Origin of the sequence: Imperialibacter sp. (genome assembly GCF_048007035.1) — a bacterium.
Lineage (GTDB): Bacteria > Bacteroidota > Bacteroidia > Cytophagales > Cyclobacteriaceae > Imperialibacter.
Window position 1 is genome coordinate 5,434,683 of sequence record NZ_CP180355.1, and the last position, 18,372, is coordinate 5,453,054.

Genomic DNA, 18,372 nt, shown 5'->3' on the forward strand with positions numbered 1-18,372 from the left:
TTCTAAGAGTACGGCTATGAAGAATGTATTAGTTTATTTTACCATTTTATCAGGAATATTTACCACAGCGCAGGGCCAGTCAGTAATCAACGCCTATGCCAAAGTCACCAACGTTTCTGGTGCCAACCTTTCACTATCCAACGTAAATGAGACTTACGCCACTTTCGAAGCGGGTGAGAAAGTTCTCATTATGCAAATGCAGGACAATGTTATCGGCTCTAACACTGGTAACAATGCAAACTTCGGAAACATATCAACAATAGGCAGTGCCGGGCTTTACGAAGAAGCTACTATACAAAGTGTGACGGAAACTGCTGGTGCCTCGCAAACGATATGGTCGGAAACCTTCGAGGATCAGGCTTATGGCACAACAACCGATAACGGTATTACGGCCTGGTCATTGGGTTGTAGCGGAGCGACACCCTGTGGTGTTCCTGCCGGCGGAGGAAGGTCAGCCAATGTTTTCGATGGCTCAGGAGCAGGCTACTCAAGACTTATAGTTGGAAACAACGTCTCTAACCCTGTTAAGTGGAGTTCGGAAGTGTTGGATATTTCCAGATACACTAGTGTAAGCATTTCAATGCTTCTCGCTCAGAATGGATACGACAATGCAACTGACTATGTAAGGGCCTACTATTCGGTAGATGGCCTGGGTGAGCAAATCCTGACAAACGGAAACAGGTCTGGCAATTTTGGTGCTGTAAGCGCTACTGCATCTGGTGTCTCAGGCTCAACGTTGCAACTATTCGTATACATTATGAACAATGCCACCAACGACTTTGGTGGGTTCGACAATGTGCTGGTTACGGGTACTCCCGGAACACCTTCTTCAATCACTTTGACATCCTCATTAGCCAATACCTATAATACAGGTGCTAATTCATCCCTACAGATTATCTCATTCCCTGAGTATGTCAACTACACCACAACTGCCAACCTTACCGCCCTTCCATGGGACGGAAACGTAGGTGGTGTTTTTGCCATTGATGTCAATAATACCCTAACCCTTGCAAATAACATTTCTGTGAACGCTCAGGGTTTCGCTGGTGGGCTTCCAAACCCCACAAATGATGGAACAGGCTGTGATGCAGCTACTTATATTACTAACTCGAATAGCTATGCCAGAAAGGGCGAGGGCATTTATAAAGTGACATCTACTAACTATCGTGCTGCCAGAGGGAAGGTAGCCAACGGCGGCGGCGGTGGCAACTTCCACAATGCCGGCGGCGGCGGTGGAGGTAATTACACTACAGGTGGCGCCGGAGGCCCGGGTTGGGACGGGACTACAGGTGGGTGTACCCCCACATCCGGTGGTCTTGGAGGGTTAGACCTTAGTTCGTATATCTCTGCCTCAAGAGTGTTCATGGGCGGTGGCGGTGGCGGTGGCCAGCAAAACAACGGTGTGTCCCTCACAGGTGGAGCAGGCGGAGGAATCATCATCATCAGGGCTTCAACCATTCAAACTAATGGAGGCTGTGGCGGCTTGTCAATCACGGCAAATGGCGCAAGTAAAGGCCTTACCGGAAACGACGGAGGCGCTGGTGCTGGTGCCGGAGGATCGATCGTCTTCCAGGTAAACAACTGGAGCCTGAGCTGTGCTGTTGCCACAGAGGCCAAAGGAGGAAACGGAAGTTCTGTCAACGACGGTAATACCCACGGCGGTGGCGGTGGCGGCGGCAAAGGAGTGATTATTTTCTCGGGAACAGCGCCGGCAACCAATTTTTCTACAAGCAATACTCAGGGTACTGGTGGTGCCAATGGAACTAACGGAGGTGCTGGAACTGCCGTTGCAGGGGGCACAACTCCTTCGAGTGCAACGGCCGATGCTGATGGTGTTATGGAGTCTTCTTCAGGAGTGTTGCCGGTGGAGCTTCTTCACTGGAACGGAAAGGAAGTTGACAATCAGGTTTTACTTACCTGGACTACTGCCGCTGAAAAGAACAATCATTACTTCACTATTGAAAAATCTTCTGACGCCAAAAATTGGGAAGTCTTTGAAATAGTGGAAGGCGCAGGCACCACAGACCGCAAAATGTATTACGACCTGATGGATGAAGAGCCAATGCCTTCAACAAACTACTACAGACTGTCGCAAACTGACTATGATGGAACCACAGAAGTGTTTGAAATAGTGTCGGTGAAGCTCGACCTTTTTGAAACGAATTTGCTGCTATACCCCAATCCCAGCAACGGACTGTTCAAGATAAAACTGCCCGACGTACTGTTGGAGGCCGACTATGCCATACAAATGTTTGACGTCAATGGAAGAGCGGTTGAGACCAATATAAGTCAGGAGTGGGGAGAAGTGGCTGTGGATGCAACCTCGTTGTCAACGGGATACTACTTTGTGAAAGTAGCCGTCGGCAGCTACGTTCAGAACATCAAAGTAATTATCGATTGATAGCTTATTTATGCTTGAATATCAGATAGTTATGACTAATTCTAAACGCTCTGCTTGTCCGGTAATTGCTACGATGGAAAGTTTAGAAGTAATGTGTCTTACTAGCGATCGAAATTCTGGACTGTATGCAAGTTGGCTCTCGCTTTCCATTCCAGGCCGATGGTTGGATCGCATCTGGCTTGGCGGACGGCCGCTGAAATTTGGTCTGCGAAATGATAATGTTCAACGAATTTTTAAGGGAGTTAGTCGACACTTTTCATTTGACATCTTAATGATACCTAAATTCATTTCATCTAAATAACAGTGCCATGAAGTCAACACTAATTGTTCTCGCCTTTTTATCTGTAGCACTTCTAAGTGCCGAAGGAAAAGCCACTACTGATGGAACGAAAATAGTTAATACCGAGACTGAGGTTCTCAATGTGGAGGTCACTAGCCATGGTCGGTCTCAAGACAACTGGCGGTTGGACTTTGAGGGCGAATTGCTGGACATTATGTTCGAAGTTAGCCCGGAGCATTGGCCAATTGCAGACGATGAGATAGAGGCCATTGTGGGTGATAATGTTAGTAAAGGTGCACATGCCTTATTTCCAGAGGTCTCTAAATTGAGCTTACGTGGCTGGACAGCCAATGCAACGAATGAGCAGGTGGAACTTTCCTGGGTTACAACAAGTGAAAACAACAACAAGTACTTTACCATAGAAAAGTCGTCTGATGCCCTCAACTGGTCTGTTTTAGGCATCGTAAAGGCAGCTTGTACAAAAACCAGTGAAACGCAATACAAGTTTGAGGATAAAAACCCATTGCCGGTTGCCACTTATTATCGACTGTCGCAGACAAGCAGCGAAGGAGTAAGGGAAATGTTTGACGTGCGAAAAGTAACGGTTGATTTTGCTGACCCCAAAACTGCCGTTCACAAAGCCAAAGAACAAAAAGCATTCGAAATCAGGCTGGAAGATGCTTTGTATGATCTGGGATACGCAACAACTGTGCTTGATCACAATGGCGCTCCCGTCGAATTTAGTATGACGCAAGAATCAGATGGAGTTCTCTTTGATGTCTCGTCTCTTGCTCCGGGTCAATACTCAGTGAAGTTTGATATTGGTGATTACGACGAGCAATTCGACGTAGTAATTGACTGATCGGTGCGTATTATGCAGCTAACCCCTTAGCTGGTTATTGTTCGAGCGTTGAAGCGCACCATCTAGTTGGCCATTGCTTTATAATCAATAAGGATGTCATTGGCCGTCATGTAGTTTTTTAGGAATTCCACTGTGTCCGCTTCTTTACCTGTGAAATCCTTAATGAGCTCATTGTTAAAAAAGAAAACCTTGAGCTCATCGAGTTTTGTTACCTCCCTCGGAAAATCCCTGATATCATTGTTAGATACTTTTAGCTCTCTTAATTTTTTCAAAGTCAGAACAAACAAAGGAAACGCACTGAGATAGTTGTTGTTGACGTGGAATATTTCCAGATTATTCAGTTTCCCAAACTCTTCCGGCAGGTAGCTAAGGCGGTTGTGGTGAAGGTACAGGGCTTTAAGACGAGTCAGGTCTGCAATTTCGGCAGGAACAGAATAGAGCTTGTTGTAAGACGTGTACAGTATTTCCAGCTCACTGAAATTGTTGATGGCCGGATCAATCACCTCAAGTTCGTTATGATAGATGTCGATCACCTTAAGCTTTCTCAGATTGTAGAAACTTGCAGGTAATTGGCTGATCCTGTTTTTGTACATTGAAAAGGCTTCCAGTTGTTCAAACCCGTCGATCCAATCAGGAATATTAAGAATTGCATTATTGTTGAACTGCAGGTTGTTAAGTTCTTTCAGTGCCAGCAGATTTGGTGTGAGGTAGTTGATGTCGTTGTTGTCTAAATTCAATAGCTGCAGGCGTCGGAGGGGGCGCAGGTTCTGTCCATCCGTCTGAATGCAGTTGTTCTCCAGCTTCAAGGCCCTCAGCGTTCTGATGCGGCCGGTTCTCGATGGGAGGCTCGTCAATTCATTGTTCATCATTACCAGTTCTTCAATTCTCCGAAGCCTGTTTATCTGCCTTGGCACTTCATCAAGATTATTTTGATTCAAATAAACCTTGCTAATCTGCCAGTTCCATCCTGCGGTCAATCCCAGGCTGTCGAGCCGATTGTACGAGAGGTCAACTACTTCAAGCTCTTTTAGCTTTCGCAGTTTACCAGGGAGCCTGTCGATAAAATTGCTTCGCAGGTCAAGTGACTCAAGTCGCTTTAACTGATAGACAAATGCCGGTATCTCCCTCAGACGATTGCCTGATAAATCAAGCCTTCTCAGGGAATCGAGGTGAATGCCAGCCAGGTCATCGGGATTAAAAAGAGTGCTGCTTAAACTTAACCCTGTAATATGTGGATAAGCAGTCAGAATGATACCTAAACTGTCTGTTTGACAGTGCGAAAGGTTAAGAAATTTAATGGTGTCTTTTTGGGTGTTGGCAATAGCGGTTCGCCAATTAAACTCCCCCATTTCAATCGAAAATTTGCTTCTCACTTCGCTGCCTTTTTTTGAGGAAGACGTCGATTGAGCCCAAAGAAAAACTGGGAAAATAATGATTAAAAACGATAACACTGCATATTTGCTTTTCATACCTTAAAACTAAGGATTTAGTTGATTATTTCCTACTGTTAAACATGTATAAGAGTGATAATTATACTATTTTTGACGAGCTTAAAACTGAAAGATGAGTGACGAAAAAGGAAGTAACAAAAGCAACAATTATTCAGCACAAAATATCCAGGTCCTTGAAGGACTAGAGGCCGTAAGAAAGAGGCCGGCCATGTACATAGGTGATGTGGGCATCAGAGGCCTTCACCACATGGTTTGGGAAGTAGTAGACAACTCCATTGACGAAGCACTGGCAGGCTATTGTGACCTTATCAAGGTGACAATTGAAACTGATAACTCCATTCTTGTCGAAGACAACGGTAGGGGTATTCCCACCGACATCATGGAGAAAGAGAAGAAGTCTGCTCTGGAAGTGGTAATGACTGTGCTCCACGCCGGAGGTAAGTTTGATAAAGACACATACAAAGTATCAGGTGGTCTTCACGGAGTAGGTGTGTCCTGTGTGAATGCGTTATCGACCCAATTGGTTGCCACAGTCCACAGAAACGGCAAAATTTATCAGCAGGAATTTGCCAAAGGTATACCCCAAACCAAAGTAAGTGAAATTGGCGAAACCGATCAGCGTGGTACCACGATCCATTTCAAACCCGACGGGAGCATTTTCACGTCGCTGGAATATAACTACGAAACAGTGGCCAGCCGATTGAGGGAATTGTCTTACCTCAATGCCGGTATACACATCACGTTGACTGACAAGCGGAACCTCGATGACAATGGTCTTCCTGTCAGTGACGATTTCCATTCGGAAGGAGGTCTTGCCGAGTTTGTTGAGTACCTCGATTCCACTAGGGAGAAGCTTATTCCAGCACCTATCTATATCGATGGTGAAAAGGGCGATATCCCTGTGCAGGTGGCCATGAACTATAATACCTCTTACTCCGAGAACGTGGTGTCGTATGTGAACAACATCAACACCATTGAAGGTGGTACGCACGTGGCTGGCTTCAGAAGGGCCCTGACACGTACGTTGAAGGCTTATGCCGACAAGTCGGGGCTTCTCGACAAGGTGAAGATGGAAATTGCCGGCGACGACTTCAGAGAAGGGCTTACAGCCGTTATTTCAGTAAAAGTGGCTGAACCTCAGTTTGAAGGACAAACCAAGACCAAACTTGGTAACTCCGACGTAATGGGCGCTGTTGATACCACTGTTTCAGAGATGCTGCAGTATTATCTGGAAGAGCACCCAAAGGAAGCCAAGCTGATTGTTTCTAAGGTGATTTTGGCGGCACAGGCCCGCCATGCGGCTCGCAAGGCCCGTGAGATGGTGCAGCGCAAGAACGTATTGTCAGGCACAGGTCTTCCGGGTAAACTGGCCGACTGTTCTGACAAGGATCCCGCTGTGTGTGAATTGTATCTTGTGGAAGGGGACTCTGCCGGTGGTTCGGCCAAGCAGGGCAGAGACAGGAAATTCCAGGCCATTTTGCCTTTGAGAGGTAAGATTCTAAACGTAGAAAAAGCACAGGAGCATAGGATATACGACAACGAAGAGATCAAGAATATGATCACAGCGCTTGGCGTGAGCTTTGGCACTGAGGATGATGAGAAAGGCCTCAATATGGAGAAGCTTCGTTATCACAAGGTGATCATTATGACGGATGCGGACATTGACGGAAGTCATATACGTACGCTGATCCTGACATTCTTCTTCCGTTACATGAGAGCCTTGATTGAAAAGGGCTATCTCTACATAGCACTACCGCCTTTGTACCTTTTGAAAAAAGGCAAGGAAGAGCGTTATGCCTGGTCGGAAGACGACCGGATAAGAACTGCCAAAGAAATGGCCGGTGATGGTAAAGAAGATTCTATTGGTTTGCAGCGCTACAAAGGTTTGGGTGAAATGAACCCGGAGCAGTTGTGGACAACAACGATGAACCCTGAGTTCAGGAGCCTGAAGCAGGTGACCATAGAGTCGGCTGCAGAGGCCGATCATCTTTTCAGCATGCTTATGGGCGATGAAGTGGCTCCAAGGCGTGAATTCATTGAAAAGAATGCCAAGTATGCGAAGGTAGATGTTTAAATAATCGAATCGGAAAAGCTAATTTAGGGTTCGACAACATCGAACCCTTTTTTGTTTATAAATACAGACTTACATGAGCGACCTGATCCTTAAAGACCGCTATTCAACACAAATAGACAACAGTCAATACATTAGCCGGGATTTGAGCTGGCTGAAGTTCAACCATCGGGTGCTTGATCAGGCCAAAAAGGAGGGAAGGCCCTTGCTCGACAGGCTAAAGTTCCTAGCTATCACGGCTTCCAATGCTGATGAGTTTTTCATGATCAGAATGGGCTCGCTGTACAACTACCTGGACTATGGCAAGGAAAGAGTGGACCTCTCAGGACTCAAGGCAATTCCGTTCAAACGCAGGCTCTTAAGTGAGTTCAAGATATTTACCAAAGAGCAAACAGACTACTTCGTTGAGCACCTTTTGCCAGAGCTCCCAAAGAATGGCATAAAGATTACTCATGTAGAAAACCTGCAAAAGAAGGAGCAGGAAAGGGTTAAAAACTACTTTCAAAAAGTGGTTCACCCCATGCTCACTCCAATGGTATTCGACTCCTTTCATACGTTTCCTATCCTGGTCAACAACGTGCTCATTTTCGGTGTGGTTACCAGAAGCAGGGAGGAGCATGAGGAGAAAAGGAAGATGTCTTTTATTCAGATTCCCACCAACCTTCCCAGGTTTTATGAAATAGAACGGAACGACACTTTTTATTTTGTACCGATAGAAGACATTGTCAGAACATATATCGACTCATTTTTCAAGAACGTCGAAATAATTTCTGAGACCTTGTTCCGGGTAACGAGGAATGGTGATTTTACTTTGGAGGAATCGGAAGACCTGGAGGCCAACTTTATCGATGAGCTAAAGAGTAAGCTGAAAACAAGGAAAACAGGAAGGGTTGTTCGGATTGAGGTGGAGGACAAGTACGATAAATGGCTCATAAAGCAATTGAAACTGAGGTGGGAGCTGGACGAAGAAAACGTTATCACTGTCCACAAACCCGGCTTGATGGACTACACCGGCCTCTGGCAGATCGTGAAGCACCCTGAGTTTTCGCACCTCTGCACGCCTATTCCAGCTCCGGTTCAGCCGGTCAGCATCAGTCAGGATGCCGACGAAAACATCTTCAAGATTTTGAAGCGCAGGGATATCATGCTTCATCACCCATACAACTCGTTTGAGCCGCTGATGAACCTGCTTGAAAAGGCAGCAGAGGATCCTCACGTATTGTCGATTAAGCTTACCATTTACCGGTTGGCCAAAAATAGCCGGATTATAGAAGCTCTGTTAAATGCAGCTGAAAACGGGAAGCACGTTTCGGTACTTTTTGAAGTCAAAGCACGATTTGACGAAGAGAACAACATGCGGGAGGCCAAGCGCCTGCAAAAGGCGGGGTGCTTTGTGATCTATGGGGTAGGGCTATTAAAAACCCACACAAAGCTGATGCTGATTGTGCGTAAGGAGGGAGAGAAGGTTACCCGCTATGTGCACCTTGCCAGTGGTAACTACAATGAGGCCACCGCCAGATTGTATACCGACGTAGGCATCCTAAGCACCAATGAGGTGTACGCCAGCGATGTATCGGAGTTCTTTAACGCCATTACCGGGCATTCTTACCCTGAAAAATATGAGAACCTGATTACAGCGCCCAGAGAGATGAGAAACTCGCTGATAGAGCTCATACTCAATGAAGCGAAGAACGCCACCTCAGGCTTACCCAGTGGCATAGTTATCAAAATCAACTCGTTGCAAGACATCGATGTAATCAATGCACTCTACCAGGCTTCGCAGGCTGGTGTCCAAATAAAGCTGACAGTTCGGGGTATTTGTTGCCTTCGCCCTGGCAGAGCCGGGCTAAGCGAGAATATTACTGTGAGCTCGATTGTAGGAGAGTATTTGGAGCATTCCCGTATCTTTTACTTCCACAACAATGGCGAGCCAAAAGTGTATGCAGGCAGCGCCGACATTATGGTAAGGAGCTTTGATCGCCGCCTGGAATCACTTTTTCTGATTAATGACCCGTTTCTTAAGAAGCAGGCCATCAATATTCTGAAGTTCAACCAGAAGGATAACTACAACAAGTATGTGATGCAGGAAGACGGTAGCTACGAAGCTGTTCAACCCGGGGAAAATGAACCGATTTTCAATATCCATAAGGAGTTTTACCGGGTAACGAGGGACATGATTGAGAATGCCAGCTTGTTTTAAACTTTCGGCTGGGTGGCTGGAAAACCCCATAATGCCCCGCCATCACAAGGCATTGTCTTGAATGATAGTCTGAAGTTGCTCGTTATACTCCTTTAGTCGGGCGAGCAGTCTTTCTTTCGACTTGTCACTATCGAGCTCTATTTTTTGACCATCGTCAAACTTGATGTACGCCTGGCAGCTTTGCGATTTGAAGTCAAATTTTGCTCCGCTTCGGCTCACCATCCGTTCTGACTCCACTATTTTGTTGATAAAAATTTTCTCGATGCCAGTATAGTCTTTCCAGGTACCGCTTTGAAACCAAAGCAGCGATACAAATTCTTTGTATTGCTTTTGAGAGGTGTCAAGAGACAGCCCATATCTGGCAGTAAGCATAAGTGCTCCTAAAAAAACGGAAGCGGAAGAAACCAGAAAGCCGAACAGGTTGATGTGCTGAGTGAAAAATATGATGGCAAAGATTAAAGCAAGGATGCCAAAGAACCTGAATTGCTTTGGCAGCACATATTCGTGCATGATATTGAGAGGCTCCATGGCACTAAGTTTTTCGGGTAGATGAAGTTACAATTCAACGGATAACAAAAAAAGCCACCTCGTTGGAAGTGGCTTTTATAAATTCGGTTTTGGTTTTGTTAGTGTGCGGCTTCAACGGCAGGCTTCTTGCCTTTCTGCCAGAAGAAGAAGATGGTGAATGCCACTATCAGGATGCCTGGGAAGAATAACATCGTAGTCAATGTCTCTTGTCCTGCGGCCAATTCCAGCGCATCTCCGGTAAGGCCCTGCGATAGCGCTTCAGCTCTGGCATCGTCAATCCATCCGCCAATAATTGGCTGCCAGATAGAGGTAGAAAACATACCTACACCACCAACTATCGACATACCGAGGGCACCGCTAAGGGGCGCTCGTTGCGCAACTGCTCCAACCATTACTGGCCAGAAATAGCAAACGCCAATGGCAAATATAACGGCTGCTGCATAAGCCGTAGGGCCGGTAACTGTACTGAATAAGTAGATGCCTATGAAAGTGAAAATAGCTCCTCCAAGTAAAACGCCGGTTTGGCCGAGAGCTTTTACAACCGGGCCGGCGAAGAATCGGCCTACTGCCATTACACCTGTGGTTAACGCCAATAACACCATGCCGCTAACGCCACTGCTATTGAGCACAATGTTTACCCACTGCTGAGGACCAAATTCTGAAATGGCCGTAAAGGCCATGAACACAAAGAGGAAAATGTAAACTGGTGAGATCATCGCCTTGAAGTTTTCAGCCAATGAAGACTGGCCTTCAATCTTAGGTTTAGGGAATGTTTGTCCCCAGAACAAGTAAGCGTAGATAAGTGTTGGGATGATAAGCACCCAAATTTGAGACTGCCAGGTCATGCCTGCGTCGGTCATGAACTTTGAAATAAGGCTACCAATAACAATGCCCCCAGGGAACCACATATGGAACCTGTTTAGCATTTTATTCATCGTTGTACCCGAATAGGAGTCAGCAATCATCGGGTTACATGCTGCTTCAGTACAGCCGTTACCAAAGCCAATGAAAAGTGTCGAGATGATCAGAGTCCAGTAACCACCTGCATAGATGGTGAGCAGAATACCTATGGCATGTGACAAGAGGGCCACCTGCATGATAACTTTAGGGCCTACTGAGTAGTAAACCAGCCCCCCAATGATCATGGAGATGGGAAAGCCCAAAAACCACATTGAATTGATGAAGCCAAGTTGTTCGGCAGTCAGGTTGAATTCCTGGCCCAGCTGGGGTAAAATTCCCGCCCGAATCGAAAAGGTGAAGGCAGTAGTGATCAGCGCAAAGCAACTGCCGTAAAATAACCTGTTCTTGTTATCTGTTTCAGACATGTGTAGTGTAGTTTAAGTGGTTCATAGAATTCCCTGAAATTATCATTATTTAAATTTTTTTAATATCCCTTTCACGTAAAAATACTTTTTACTAAATTTATTGTCATAAAAGCTAAATATTATGGAATTTAGAGCTTTAGTAGACAATAATGTTAGTATGAGTAGCGTCTCCTCTTATGATTCGAGTCATTTCGATGACCAATATAAGATAAAGATCACTTCGAAGAAGCTTCATTCGGGAAGATGCCAGGTAAAATTTTATGCAAGTATTGCTGATCGCAAACAACTGTATGGCTATGTGCTGGTGAATGCTGAGGAAACACTTAAAAAAGTGATGGAGAGAATCCGTATGCGACTCGACCGGATGAATACCAGTGATTCATTTCACCACATTAATTTGTACAGCATCGGCAAAAAGGATGCTGACGACCTTAACTTTATTATTTTTGACGCCTGATAACGCTATTGACATGGTTAATATAAACGAGAACATACGTTTTTTGAGAAAGCAGAAGGGGCTGACACAAGAACAGTTTGCTGAAAAAGTAGGCATCAAACGGTCTGTCGTAGGAGCGTACGAGGAGGGGAGGGCATCCCCGCCACTTGAAACACTGCTTAAGATGGCCGAGCTTTTCCAAATCACGGCGGACGATTTTATCAGTAAAAACCTGAGTAAAGGAGAGGAAGCATCGCCGATTGGGGCTGGTGGAAACTCACCCAAGTTCAAAGTGCTTTCTATTACTGTCGATAAAGATGACAATGAGAACATAGAGCTTGTTCCGCAAAAGGCCTCTGCGGGCTATCTGAATGGTTTTGCTGATCCGGAATATATCGAGGAGCTACCACGTTTTCAGCTGCCCGTGTTGCCAAAGAACGCCACCTACAGGGCGTTTGAGATTAGCGGTGATTCTATGCTGCCTCTTGAAAGTGGCACTATTATCATAGGCCAATACCTGGAGAGTTCGGACGACATAAAAAATGGAAAAACCTATGTGTTGGTGACCAGCAAAGAGGGTGTTGTTTACAAGCGGGTATTCAATTACCTCAAGGACAATGGCAAGCTCTACCTGGTATCGGACAATTCCGTTTACACGCCCTATGAAATTCAGGGAAGTGATGTGCTGGAGATTTGGGAGGCGAAAGCTTTTATCAGCTTCAAGTTTCCAGACGATGGAAAGTCGTCAGAGTTGAGCCTGGAAAAGCTTACCCAGATAGTGCTGGAGTTGCAACAGGAAGTTGTTAAGCTGAAGGACCGGTAATAAGGTCTTCAAATGCGGCTTCGAGTTTGGTGAGCCATTCTTTCTTTTCGCTGATATGGAGGTTGGTCTTTGACAGGTTGAACCATTGACCACCCCCAATATTCAGGAAGGTATCCCCCTTGGTATTATAGTTCGGTTGCACGTCCTCCGGGTAGTATTCGGCGATATAAATTTGCTTTAGTACCTTCCCAAGCTTTTCCCAGGGTATTTTTTTGTTGACGACCAGGCCACCCAATCGTTCTTCAATGAAGGCTTCTCTTTTTTGAAACGAGCCTTTCAAAGAAAGCTTTCTTTCGCCCTTCACAAAGTCCATCTCAAGTGGTTTTTCAACCTTAGCAGTTTCAATACAGGCTTGCTGCAACTCCTGGAGCCAATATTCCCAGCTACCTGTGTTGGCAGGATATTTTGCCTCATCTCCCGCTAGGGTCACTTTTATTTTGCACCGACTCAGTTTGTCAGCCTTGCCACTCCAGGTAGTTTTTTTGATTAGGTCTTCCAACGACTCGTTCCACACGCCGGGAAGTGAGCCCGACCAGTTGATGTCATCATCTCCGGTGAACCCCTCATTGAGTATTTCGTCCTCTTCAAGTGCTTCTCTGTCCGTATAGGTGAGGCTAAAAGAAACAGCTACACTGTCAGCGGGTGCTAGCTCTGCATGGATATGAAAAGAATATGGGGCAGGAATGTTCTGTGTGAAATAGTCAATGGAGATCGTGTTGGTCATGTAGTTGTGCTTCAAAGGACAAATTTAAGACAAAACTGAATCAACTGTTTTCAATTTGTCGACTTTGCCCGACGATGTTTTTATAAAGTGCTCTAAAAAGTAAATATGCTTCGGGGCATGATAGGCTGGGAGCTTGGCCTTTAAGGTTTCAATCAGACCAGAGACTTCGACATTTTGAGTCGACTCAATGCAGAGAACTAACCTTTGGCCCAGTTTTTCGTCAGGCACCCCAGATGTGAAGAACTGTGCGCCGGGCACCACAGCTTCAATTTCGGAGGCGATAAGTTTGTCCACTTCTTCAGGAAAAATTTTGACACCCCCAGAATTGACAACATTGTCGTAGCGCCCTTTCCATAAAAAGGTGGAGGGACTTGTTAGATCCACAATGTCGTTCGTGGTCACCGGTTGGTTATCAGTCACTTCACCTGTTATCACAAGGCATCCTCGGTCATCAGTTGCTAGTTCAATGCCGGGCAGCGAGGTAAATTCGTCTGAGAGGTGTTCACCATTTAGGTGCTTTAATGCCACGTGGGAGATGGTCTCCGTCATGCCATAAGTATGGTACACAGGAGGGGCAGTTGAGGTTAATTTTGTCAGATAACTTGCCTGAACCGGCGCTCCTCCAATGAGTATGGCACTTGCTTTGTTCAAAATTTGCGGAGCCGCGTCGAGCAAGTTGTATAATTGAAGAGGAACGAGGGATATTAGACCCAAGGAAGTCAGCGCATCAAGCTGATCCTTTAACCGGGTGGTCGGAGTAATGATCTGCAAGGGCAGGTCATGAATAAGGGCACGCACCAATTGCATTTTTCCTCCTATGTAGCGGGCATCAATGCAAACCGTGACTGGCGTCTCAGGGGCAATTTTCAGGAAGTTGACTGTTGCCTTAGCGCTGGCAATCATTTGGTTCCTGGTCACTTCAATTTCTTTTGGAATGCCGGTGGATCCTGACGTATGGAGGGTGAACCGATTTGCGCCTGACAGCCATTCTTTGATGAATAGGAGAATTCCCTGTTCGTAGCTGTCGAATGTACTCAAGTCGTCAGCTGATGTCAAATCAACCCTTTTGTCGTTTAGCCAGATAGTGCTATTGTAAATCAATCAGTGAAGGTGTATTAAGTTAATGATCAAATGATGGCAAATAATAGATTTGTTGGACTGAATTTATATTTTTGATTTTCCATCAAATATAAGTTGATAACACTACTAGAACTTGACAGAGTCTGATTTTTTACTGGTTGAGCGGTTACGCAATAAGGAGGAAGGGGCATTTGAGATTGTTTTCAACTCGTTCTACTCGATTCTTTGCAGCTATGCTAACAAATACCTGAATGACCCGGAGTCGGCGGAGGAAATTGTGCAGGACGTATTTGTTAAGTTTTGGGAGAAGTGCGAGTCGCTGGCTCCCGACTCGTCAGTAAAATCTTATCTGTTCAGGTCGGTTCACAACACTTGCCTTAACCACCTGAAGCATTTGAAGGTAAGGGACGCCTACAAGCAATATGTTGTCAACTACCTCGAAAAAGAATCAACCTACGCTTACGGAATTCACGAAGAGCCGGATTTGGAACAAAAAATTGAGGTGGCAATAAGCTCGCTACCGCCACAGTGTCAGCGAATTTTTAGAATGAGCAGGTTTGACGGGTTAAAATACCAGGAGATAGCCGACCATATTGGCATTTCTGTGAAGACCGTTGAAGTGCAGATGGGTAAGGCACTTAGGTTGCTGCGTGAAAAGCTGAAAGATTTCTTGAAAGACAATTGATTGATGTTTTTTTGAATTAGGCCGGCAAATTTCAGAACTTAGGAAGCTATTGATACATAGCTTGATTCTCTGCTAATGAACCGCATGCACATATGAAATCGTATAGATTTCATTTTTTGTTTTCAATTCTACTGTTGGGCTGTTGCTGTACGGTGAGTGCGCAAAGCCAGAAGTCCGTATTGGACAGAGTAATTGACGTTCAGGTTTGGGAGGTAAATCTGGACTCTGCAATTATCAGGGTGTCGGAAGTTTCTGGTATTTTTTTCTCTTACAACGCCGATATCATACCTATCAAACAGAAATTCACACTAGCTGAGTCCAGTAAGTCAGTCAAGTATGTGCTGAGCAAGCTTCTTACCGGCACGGGTCTGGAATATAAGCTCATCGGCGACCAGATTATTATCTTCAAGCCTCAGGTGGCTGTTGAGGAAGCCAAGTTTAAGGAGCATGTGATGCTCTTTGGTACGGTAACTGATGATGCCACCGGCGCTCCCATCGAAGGGGTAAATGTTTTTGTTGCAAAGTCAATGCTGGGAGATGGTACTGATCAGAATGGCTTTTTTAGTATTGATCACCTGCCTTTAGGTACTTATGAGGTCACCTTTTCACATGTGGCCTATCAGCTGGGAGTAAAAAAAATCAACATTCAGGACACCTCCGACATTGCGTTGCGAATCGCTTTGATTTCGAAACTGGATCAGCTCGAAAGCATTGAGATTATTTCCACCAAAGACAAAAGTTGGGAGAGACACTTGCGGGCTTTCCAAACAGCTTTTCTGGGTTCCACACCAAATGCCTCCCGATGTGTGATTACAAATGACCACGTGCTGGACTTTCAGTACTATGGAAACGACGACCTGCTCATAGGGTATGCCAGCGAACCACTGATTATTGAGAACTGGGCCCTGGGTTATAGGATTTATTATGTGCTTGAATTGTTTGAGCAGCGGGGAGGCACAACGAGATATGTTGGGAAATCCAGGTTTGAAGAGCTGATCCCTTCTGATGAAGGTGAGCTGAAGAGGTGGAACAAGAATCGCTTGCGGGCCTACCGTGGGTCGTTGGAGCATTTCATCAGGTCGCTAACGGCAAACAGGCTGCGAAAAGAAGGGTTTCTTGTTTACAAAGTCTATGATTTACCAACTTCTGGTCCGGTACCTTTTTACGAAGTTACAATCAATAGCATAATGAAAAATGGCTCGCACCCTTATGAGAAAAAGCTGTCATTCAAAGACTACCTCCAGGTAATGTATCTTCGGGAGACAGAGCCAATGTCGTACCTTGAGGAAAAGCAGAAGCTTCTTAGTAATAACCTGGCCTCACCCGCTGGGCTAAACTACAGGATGGCGGGAGAGTCAGGGGGAAGCAGACAGGTGTCCTACTTGCAGCTGAATATTCCCACGGTGTCAGTAGACAAAAGGGGTTTTATTTACGATCCATTGGCGGTGACTACTTTGGGTTATTGGTCATGGGAAAGGTTGGCGGAAAGCCTGCCGATTGAATATGAGCCGGAAACCCGACCTCGCAAATAAGTTTTCTATGTATCTTTGTACGTTTATTGTATAATTGGATAAGGGTCGGGTAAGCAGATAGTGTTACAAGACTAGATATTCCTAACAGGTCGAAAATGATAGAATTGTTGGCTAAATACCTCTCAGGTAATGCCAGTTTAGAAGAGCAGCAGCAAGTTGAAGAATGGAGAAACGAAAATCAAGAGGAGTTTCTTTCGTTCTCAGAAGCATGGTCTGCTGCCGATGTAAAGTCCTTTGATGTTGAGAAGGCGAGAGCCTCCGTCATGGGCAGGATTTCCACCCAGAAGAATTTCACAAAACCAAGTGAGCCACGTGGTGGCTTCTCCGGGAAATTATGGGCTGTAGCAGCGTCGGTAATAGTGTTGCTGGGTATAGGCTATTTTCTTTTTATGGGAGGCGGCACCAGCAGCAGCGATGAGATAACCGTTGATGGCTGGGTGGTAGTTGAAACAGACGCTGGTGAAACCAAGGATGTTGAGCTGTCCGACGGATCGGTGGTTTCGATGAGTGACATGTCACGCCTTAGCTATCCCACTCAATTTGCCGAAGAAAGAAGAGTAGTGTTCAATGGAAAGGCATTTTTTGACATCACGCCTGACCCTGACCGTGCTTTTAAAGTAGAAACTGTTGAGGCGATGGTGACTGTTGTTGGTACTTCGTTTCAGGTGAAGACCGTAAGTGAAGCGAAATATTCGGAGGTGATTGTTGAAACTGGCGTGGTGAGCCTGACTAAAAAACCACAGCCCAATGTGGCTGAGAGGCCGATAAAGGTCGAGTTGTTTCCAGGTGAAACAGGTGTGGTTAGAAGGGAAGGTCAGGGCGTGTCGAAGTCGAAGAACATGAACCAAAACTACCTGGCGTGGAAGACCAATAAGATGGTGTTCAAGCAGACAAGCATGAAGGAGGTAGTGAGTACGCTTAACGAAGTTTACAAAGCCGACATTAAGCTGGCAAATAAGGATATTGGTGATTGCCGACTGACAGCCACTTTTGATGGCAAACCTATCAACGAGGTGATGGAAGTAATCAGCCAGACATTTTCTTTTGAAGTGACTGGCTCTAAGAACAAGTATGAAATAAGCGGGAAAGCCTGTAGGTAGGCTTGTCTGCTAAGAAGTAAAAAAGGGTGCAAGCGCACCCTTTTTGGTTTATGGGAACTTTGGAAATTTCTTGAAGTCAGGAGCTCTCTTTTCGAGAAAAGCATTTTTTCCTTCCTGGGCTTCCTCAGTGAAATAATAGAGCAAAGTTGCGTTACCTGCTAGTTCCTGAATGCCAGCTTGCCCATCCAGTTCAGCGTTGAGCCCCATTTTGATCATTCTCAAAGCCATAGGACTGCGCTGCATCATGATCCGGCACCACTCAACCGTAGTTTCCTCCAACTGATCGAGCGGTACTACTTTATTAACCATGCCCATGTCTTCAGCTTCTTTGGCGCTGTACTGCTGACAAAGAAACCAGATCTCACGGGCCTTCTTTTGCCCAACATGGCGGGCCAGGTAGCTCGAGCCAAAGCCAGCATCAAAGCTCCCCACTTTAGGGCCTGTTTGCCCGAAAATGGCATTTTCTGAAGCAATGGTTAGGTCGCAAACCACGTGAAGCACGTGACCACCACCAATGGCGAAGCCATTGACCATGGCTACCACAGGCTTAGGCAGCGACCGTATTTTCTTTTGCAGGTCAAGCACATTCAGGCGGGGAACTCCGTCTTTGCCCACATACCCGCCAATGCCTTTTACGTTTTGATCGCCACCGCTACAAAAAGCCTTGTCGCCTTCTCCGGTAAGCACAACCACGTAAACGTCCGGGTCTTCCCGGCAGTAGTCCATCGCCTCCGACATTTCATTGACTGTTTGCGGTCTGAATGCGTTTCGTACCTCCGGGCGGTTGATAGTTATTTTGGCTATTCCTTCCAGGAATTCAAAGCGAATGTCTTCATATTCCTTTATCGTTTGCCATTCAAATTTTGATGCCATG

General features: G+C 45.7%; 15 protein-coding genes. 9 read left to right on the forward strand and 6 right to left on the reverse strand.

Annotated elements, in window-relative coordinates; translation table 11 throughout:
- The first annotated feature begins 16 nt into the window (after positions 1-16).
- Together ACMVP2_RS23465 and ACMVP2_RS23470 are read left to right on the forward strand one after the other, a co-directional pair.
- Positions 17-2,401 carry a T9SS type A sorting domain-containing protein gene (locus ACMVP2_RS23465; protein WP_416865360.1) on the forward strand — a complete coding sequence of 795 codons (2,385 nt, stop codon included), beginning with the start codon at positions 17-19 and terminating at the stop codon, positions 2,399-2,401.
- Between the two features lie 308 nt (positions 2,402-2,709).
- Complete coding sequence (locus tag ACMVP2_RS23470) at positions 2,710-3,543, forward strand: hypothetical protein (RefSeq protein WP_416865361.1); 834 nt, start codon at positions 2,710-2,712, stop codon at positions 3,541-3,543.
- A 62-nt stretch (positions 3,544-3,605) separates the two neighbouring features.
- Here ACMVP2_RS23470 and ACMVP2_RS23475 read toward each other — a convergent pair whose 3' ends face one another.
- Positions 3,606-4,916, reverse strand: coding sequence for a leucine-rich repeat domain-containing protein (locus ACMVP2_RS23475; RefSeq protein WP_416865362.1), 1,311 nt, complete (start codon positions 4,914-4,916; stop codon positions 3,606-3,608).
- Positions 4,917-5,106: 190 nt separating this feature from the next.
- Between ACMVP2_RS23475 and gyrB the strand changes: the two genes are divergently transcribed.
- Together gyrB and ppk1 are read left to right on the forward strand one after the other, a co-directional pair.
- A complete protein-coding gene (gene gyrB / locus ACMVP2_RS23480) occupies positions 5,107-7,068 on the forward strand; it encodes a DNA topoisomerase (ATP-hydrolyzing) subunit B (protein ID WP_416865363.1) in 1,962 nt (653 codons plus the stop codon).
- 73 nt (positions 7,069-7,141) lie between these two features.
- Positions 7,142-9,265 (forward strand): polyphosphate kinase 1, encoded by a 2,124-nt coding sequence (gene ppk1 / locus ACMVP2_RS23485; protein WP_152000905.1) that lies wholly within the window; start codon positions 7,142-7,144, stop codon positions 9,263-9,265.
- Between the two features lie 42 nt (positions 9,266-9,307).
- On the opposite strand, the gene ACMVP2_RS23490 is transcribed toward ppk1, so the two are convergent.
- The gene (locus ACMVP2_RS23490) at positions 9,308-9,793 is read right to left on the reverse strand and encodes a hypothetical protein (protein WP_339795337.1); all 486 of its coding nucleotides are present in this window, start codon (positions 9,791-9,793) and stop codon (positions 9,308-9,310) included.
- Between the two features lie 98 nt (positions 9,794-9,891).
- Positions 9,892-11,118, reverse strand: coding sequence for an MFS transporter (locus tag ACMVP2_RS23495; protein WP_317491309.1), 1,227 nt, complete (start codon positions 11,116-11,118; stop codon positions 9,892-9,894).
- 121 nt (positions 11,119-11,239) lie between these two features.
- Between ACMVP2_RS23495 and ACMVP2_RS23500 the strand changes: the two genes are divergently transcribed.
- Positions 11,240-11,575, forward strand: a complete 336-nt coding sequence (locus tag ACMVP2_RS23500; protein ID WP_416865364.1) for a hypothetical protein — start codon at positions 11,240-11,242, stop codon at positions 11,573-11,575.
- A 13-nt stretch (positions 11,576-11,588) separates the two neighbouring features.
- Positions 11,589-12,377 (forward strand): XRE family transcriptional regulator, encoded by a 789-nt coding sequence (locus ACMVP2_RS23505; RefSeq protein WP_416865365.1) that lies wholly within the window; start codon positions 11,589-11,591, stop codon positions 12,375-12,377.
- Here ACMVP2_RS23505 and ACMVP2_RS23510 read toward each other — a convergent pair.
- Together ACMVP2_RS23510 and ACMVP2_RS23515 are read right to left on the reverse strand one after the other, a co-directional pair.
- Positions 12,358-13,116, reverse strand: a complete 759-nt coding sequence (locus ACMVP2_RS23510) for a hypothetical protein (RefSeq protein WP_416865366.1) — start codon at positions 13,114-13,116, stop codon at positions 12,358-12,360. The two genes, ACMVP2_RS23505 and ACMVP2_RS23510, sit on opposite strands and share 20 nt — an antisense overlap.
- A gap of 9 nt (positions 13,117-13,125) precedes the next feature.
- Complete coding sequence (locus ACMVP2_RS23515; RefSeq protein ID WP_416865367.1) at positions 13,126-14,202, reverse strand: AMP-binding protein; 1,077 nt, start codon at positions 14,200-14,202, stop codon at positions 13,126-13,128.
- A 112-nt stretch (positions 14,203-14,314) separates the two neighbouring features.
- Between ACMVP2_RS23515 and ACMVP2_RS23520 the strand changes: the two genes are divergently transcribed.
- The 3 genes from ACMVP2_RS23520 (at position 14,315) to ACMVP2_RS23530 (ending at position 17,498) form a co-directional block, all read left to right on the forward strand.
- Entirely contained in the window at positions 14,315-14,866 is a 552-nt protein-coding gene (locus ACMVP2_RS23520; RefSeq protein WP_339792595.1) for an RNA polymerase sigma-70 factor, read from the forward strand.
- Positions 14,867-15,045: 179 nt separating this feature from the next.
- A complete protein-coding gene (locus ACMVP2_RS23525) occupies positions 15,046-16,398 on the forward strand; it encodes a carboxypeptidase-like regulatory domain-containing protein (protein WP_416865368.1) in 1,353 nt (450 codons plus the stop codon).
- Positions 16,399-16,493: 95 nt separating this feature from the next.
- A complete protein-coding gene (locus ACMVP2_RS23530; protein ID WP_416865369.1) occupies positions 16,494-17,498 on the forward strand; it encodes a FecR family protein in 1,005 nt (334 codons plus the stop codon).
- 48 nt (positions 17,499-17,546) lie between these two features.
- Here the strand turns inward: ACMVP2_RS23530 and menB are convergent, their stop codons facing one another.
- A complete protein-coding gene (menB, locus tag ACMVP2_RS23535) occupies positions 17,547-18,371 on the reverse strand; it encodes a 1,4-dihydroxy-2-naphthoyl-CoA synthase (protein ID WP_317491317.1) in 825 nt (274 codons plus the stop codon).
- Position 18,372: the final 1 nt, after the last annotated feature.

Excerpts from the sequence above, each read along its gene's own strand:
- ACMVP2_RS23465 (WP_416865360.1), top strand. The coding sequence starts at position 17 with ATGAAGAATGTATTAGTTTATTTTACCATTTTATCAGGAATATTTACC.
- ACMVP2_RS23470 (WP_416865361.1), top strand. The coding sequence starts at position 2,710 with ATGAAGTCAACACTAATTGTTCTCGCCTTTTTATCTGTAGCACTTCTA.
- ACMVP2_RS23530 (WP_416865369.1), top strand. The coding sequence starts at position 16,494 with ATGATAGAATTGTTGGCTAAATACCTCTCAGGTAATGCCAGTTTAGAA.
- gyrB (WP_416865363.1), top strand. The coding sequence starts at position 5,107 with ATGAGTGACGAAAAAGGAAGTAACAAAAGCAACAATTATTCAGCACAA.
- ppk1 (WP_152000905.1), top strand. The coding sequence starts at position 7,142 with ATGAGCGACCTGATCCTTAAAGACCGCTATTCAACACAAATAGACAAC.
- ACMVP2_RS23505 (WP_416865365.1), top strand. The coding sequence starts at position 11,589 with ATGGTTAATATAAACGAGAACATACGTTTTTTGAGAAAGCAGAAGGGG.
- ACMVP2_RS23495 (WP_317491309.1), bottom strand. The coding sequence starts at position 11,118 with ATGTCTGAAACAGATAACAAGAACAGGTTATTTTACGGCAGTTGCTTT.
- ACMVP2_RS23490 (WP_339795337.1), bottom strand. The coding sequence starts at position 9,793 with ATGGAGCCTCTCAATATCATGCACGAATATGTGCTGCCAAAGCAATTC.
- ACMVP2_RS23500 (WP_416865364.1), top strand. The coding sequence starts at position 11,240 with ATGGAATTTAGAGCTTTAGTAGACAATAATGTTAGTATGAGTAGCGTC.
- menB (WP_317491317.1), bottom strand. The coding sequence starts at position 18,371 with ATGGCATCAAAATTTGAATGGCAAACGATAAAGGAATATGAAGACATT.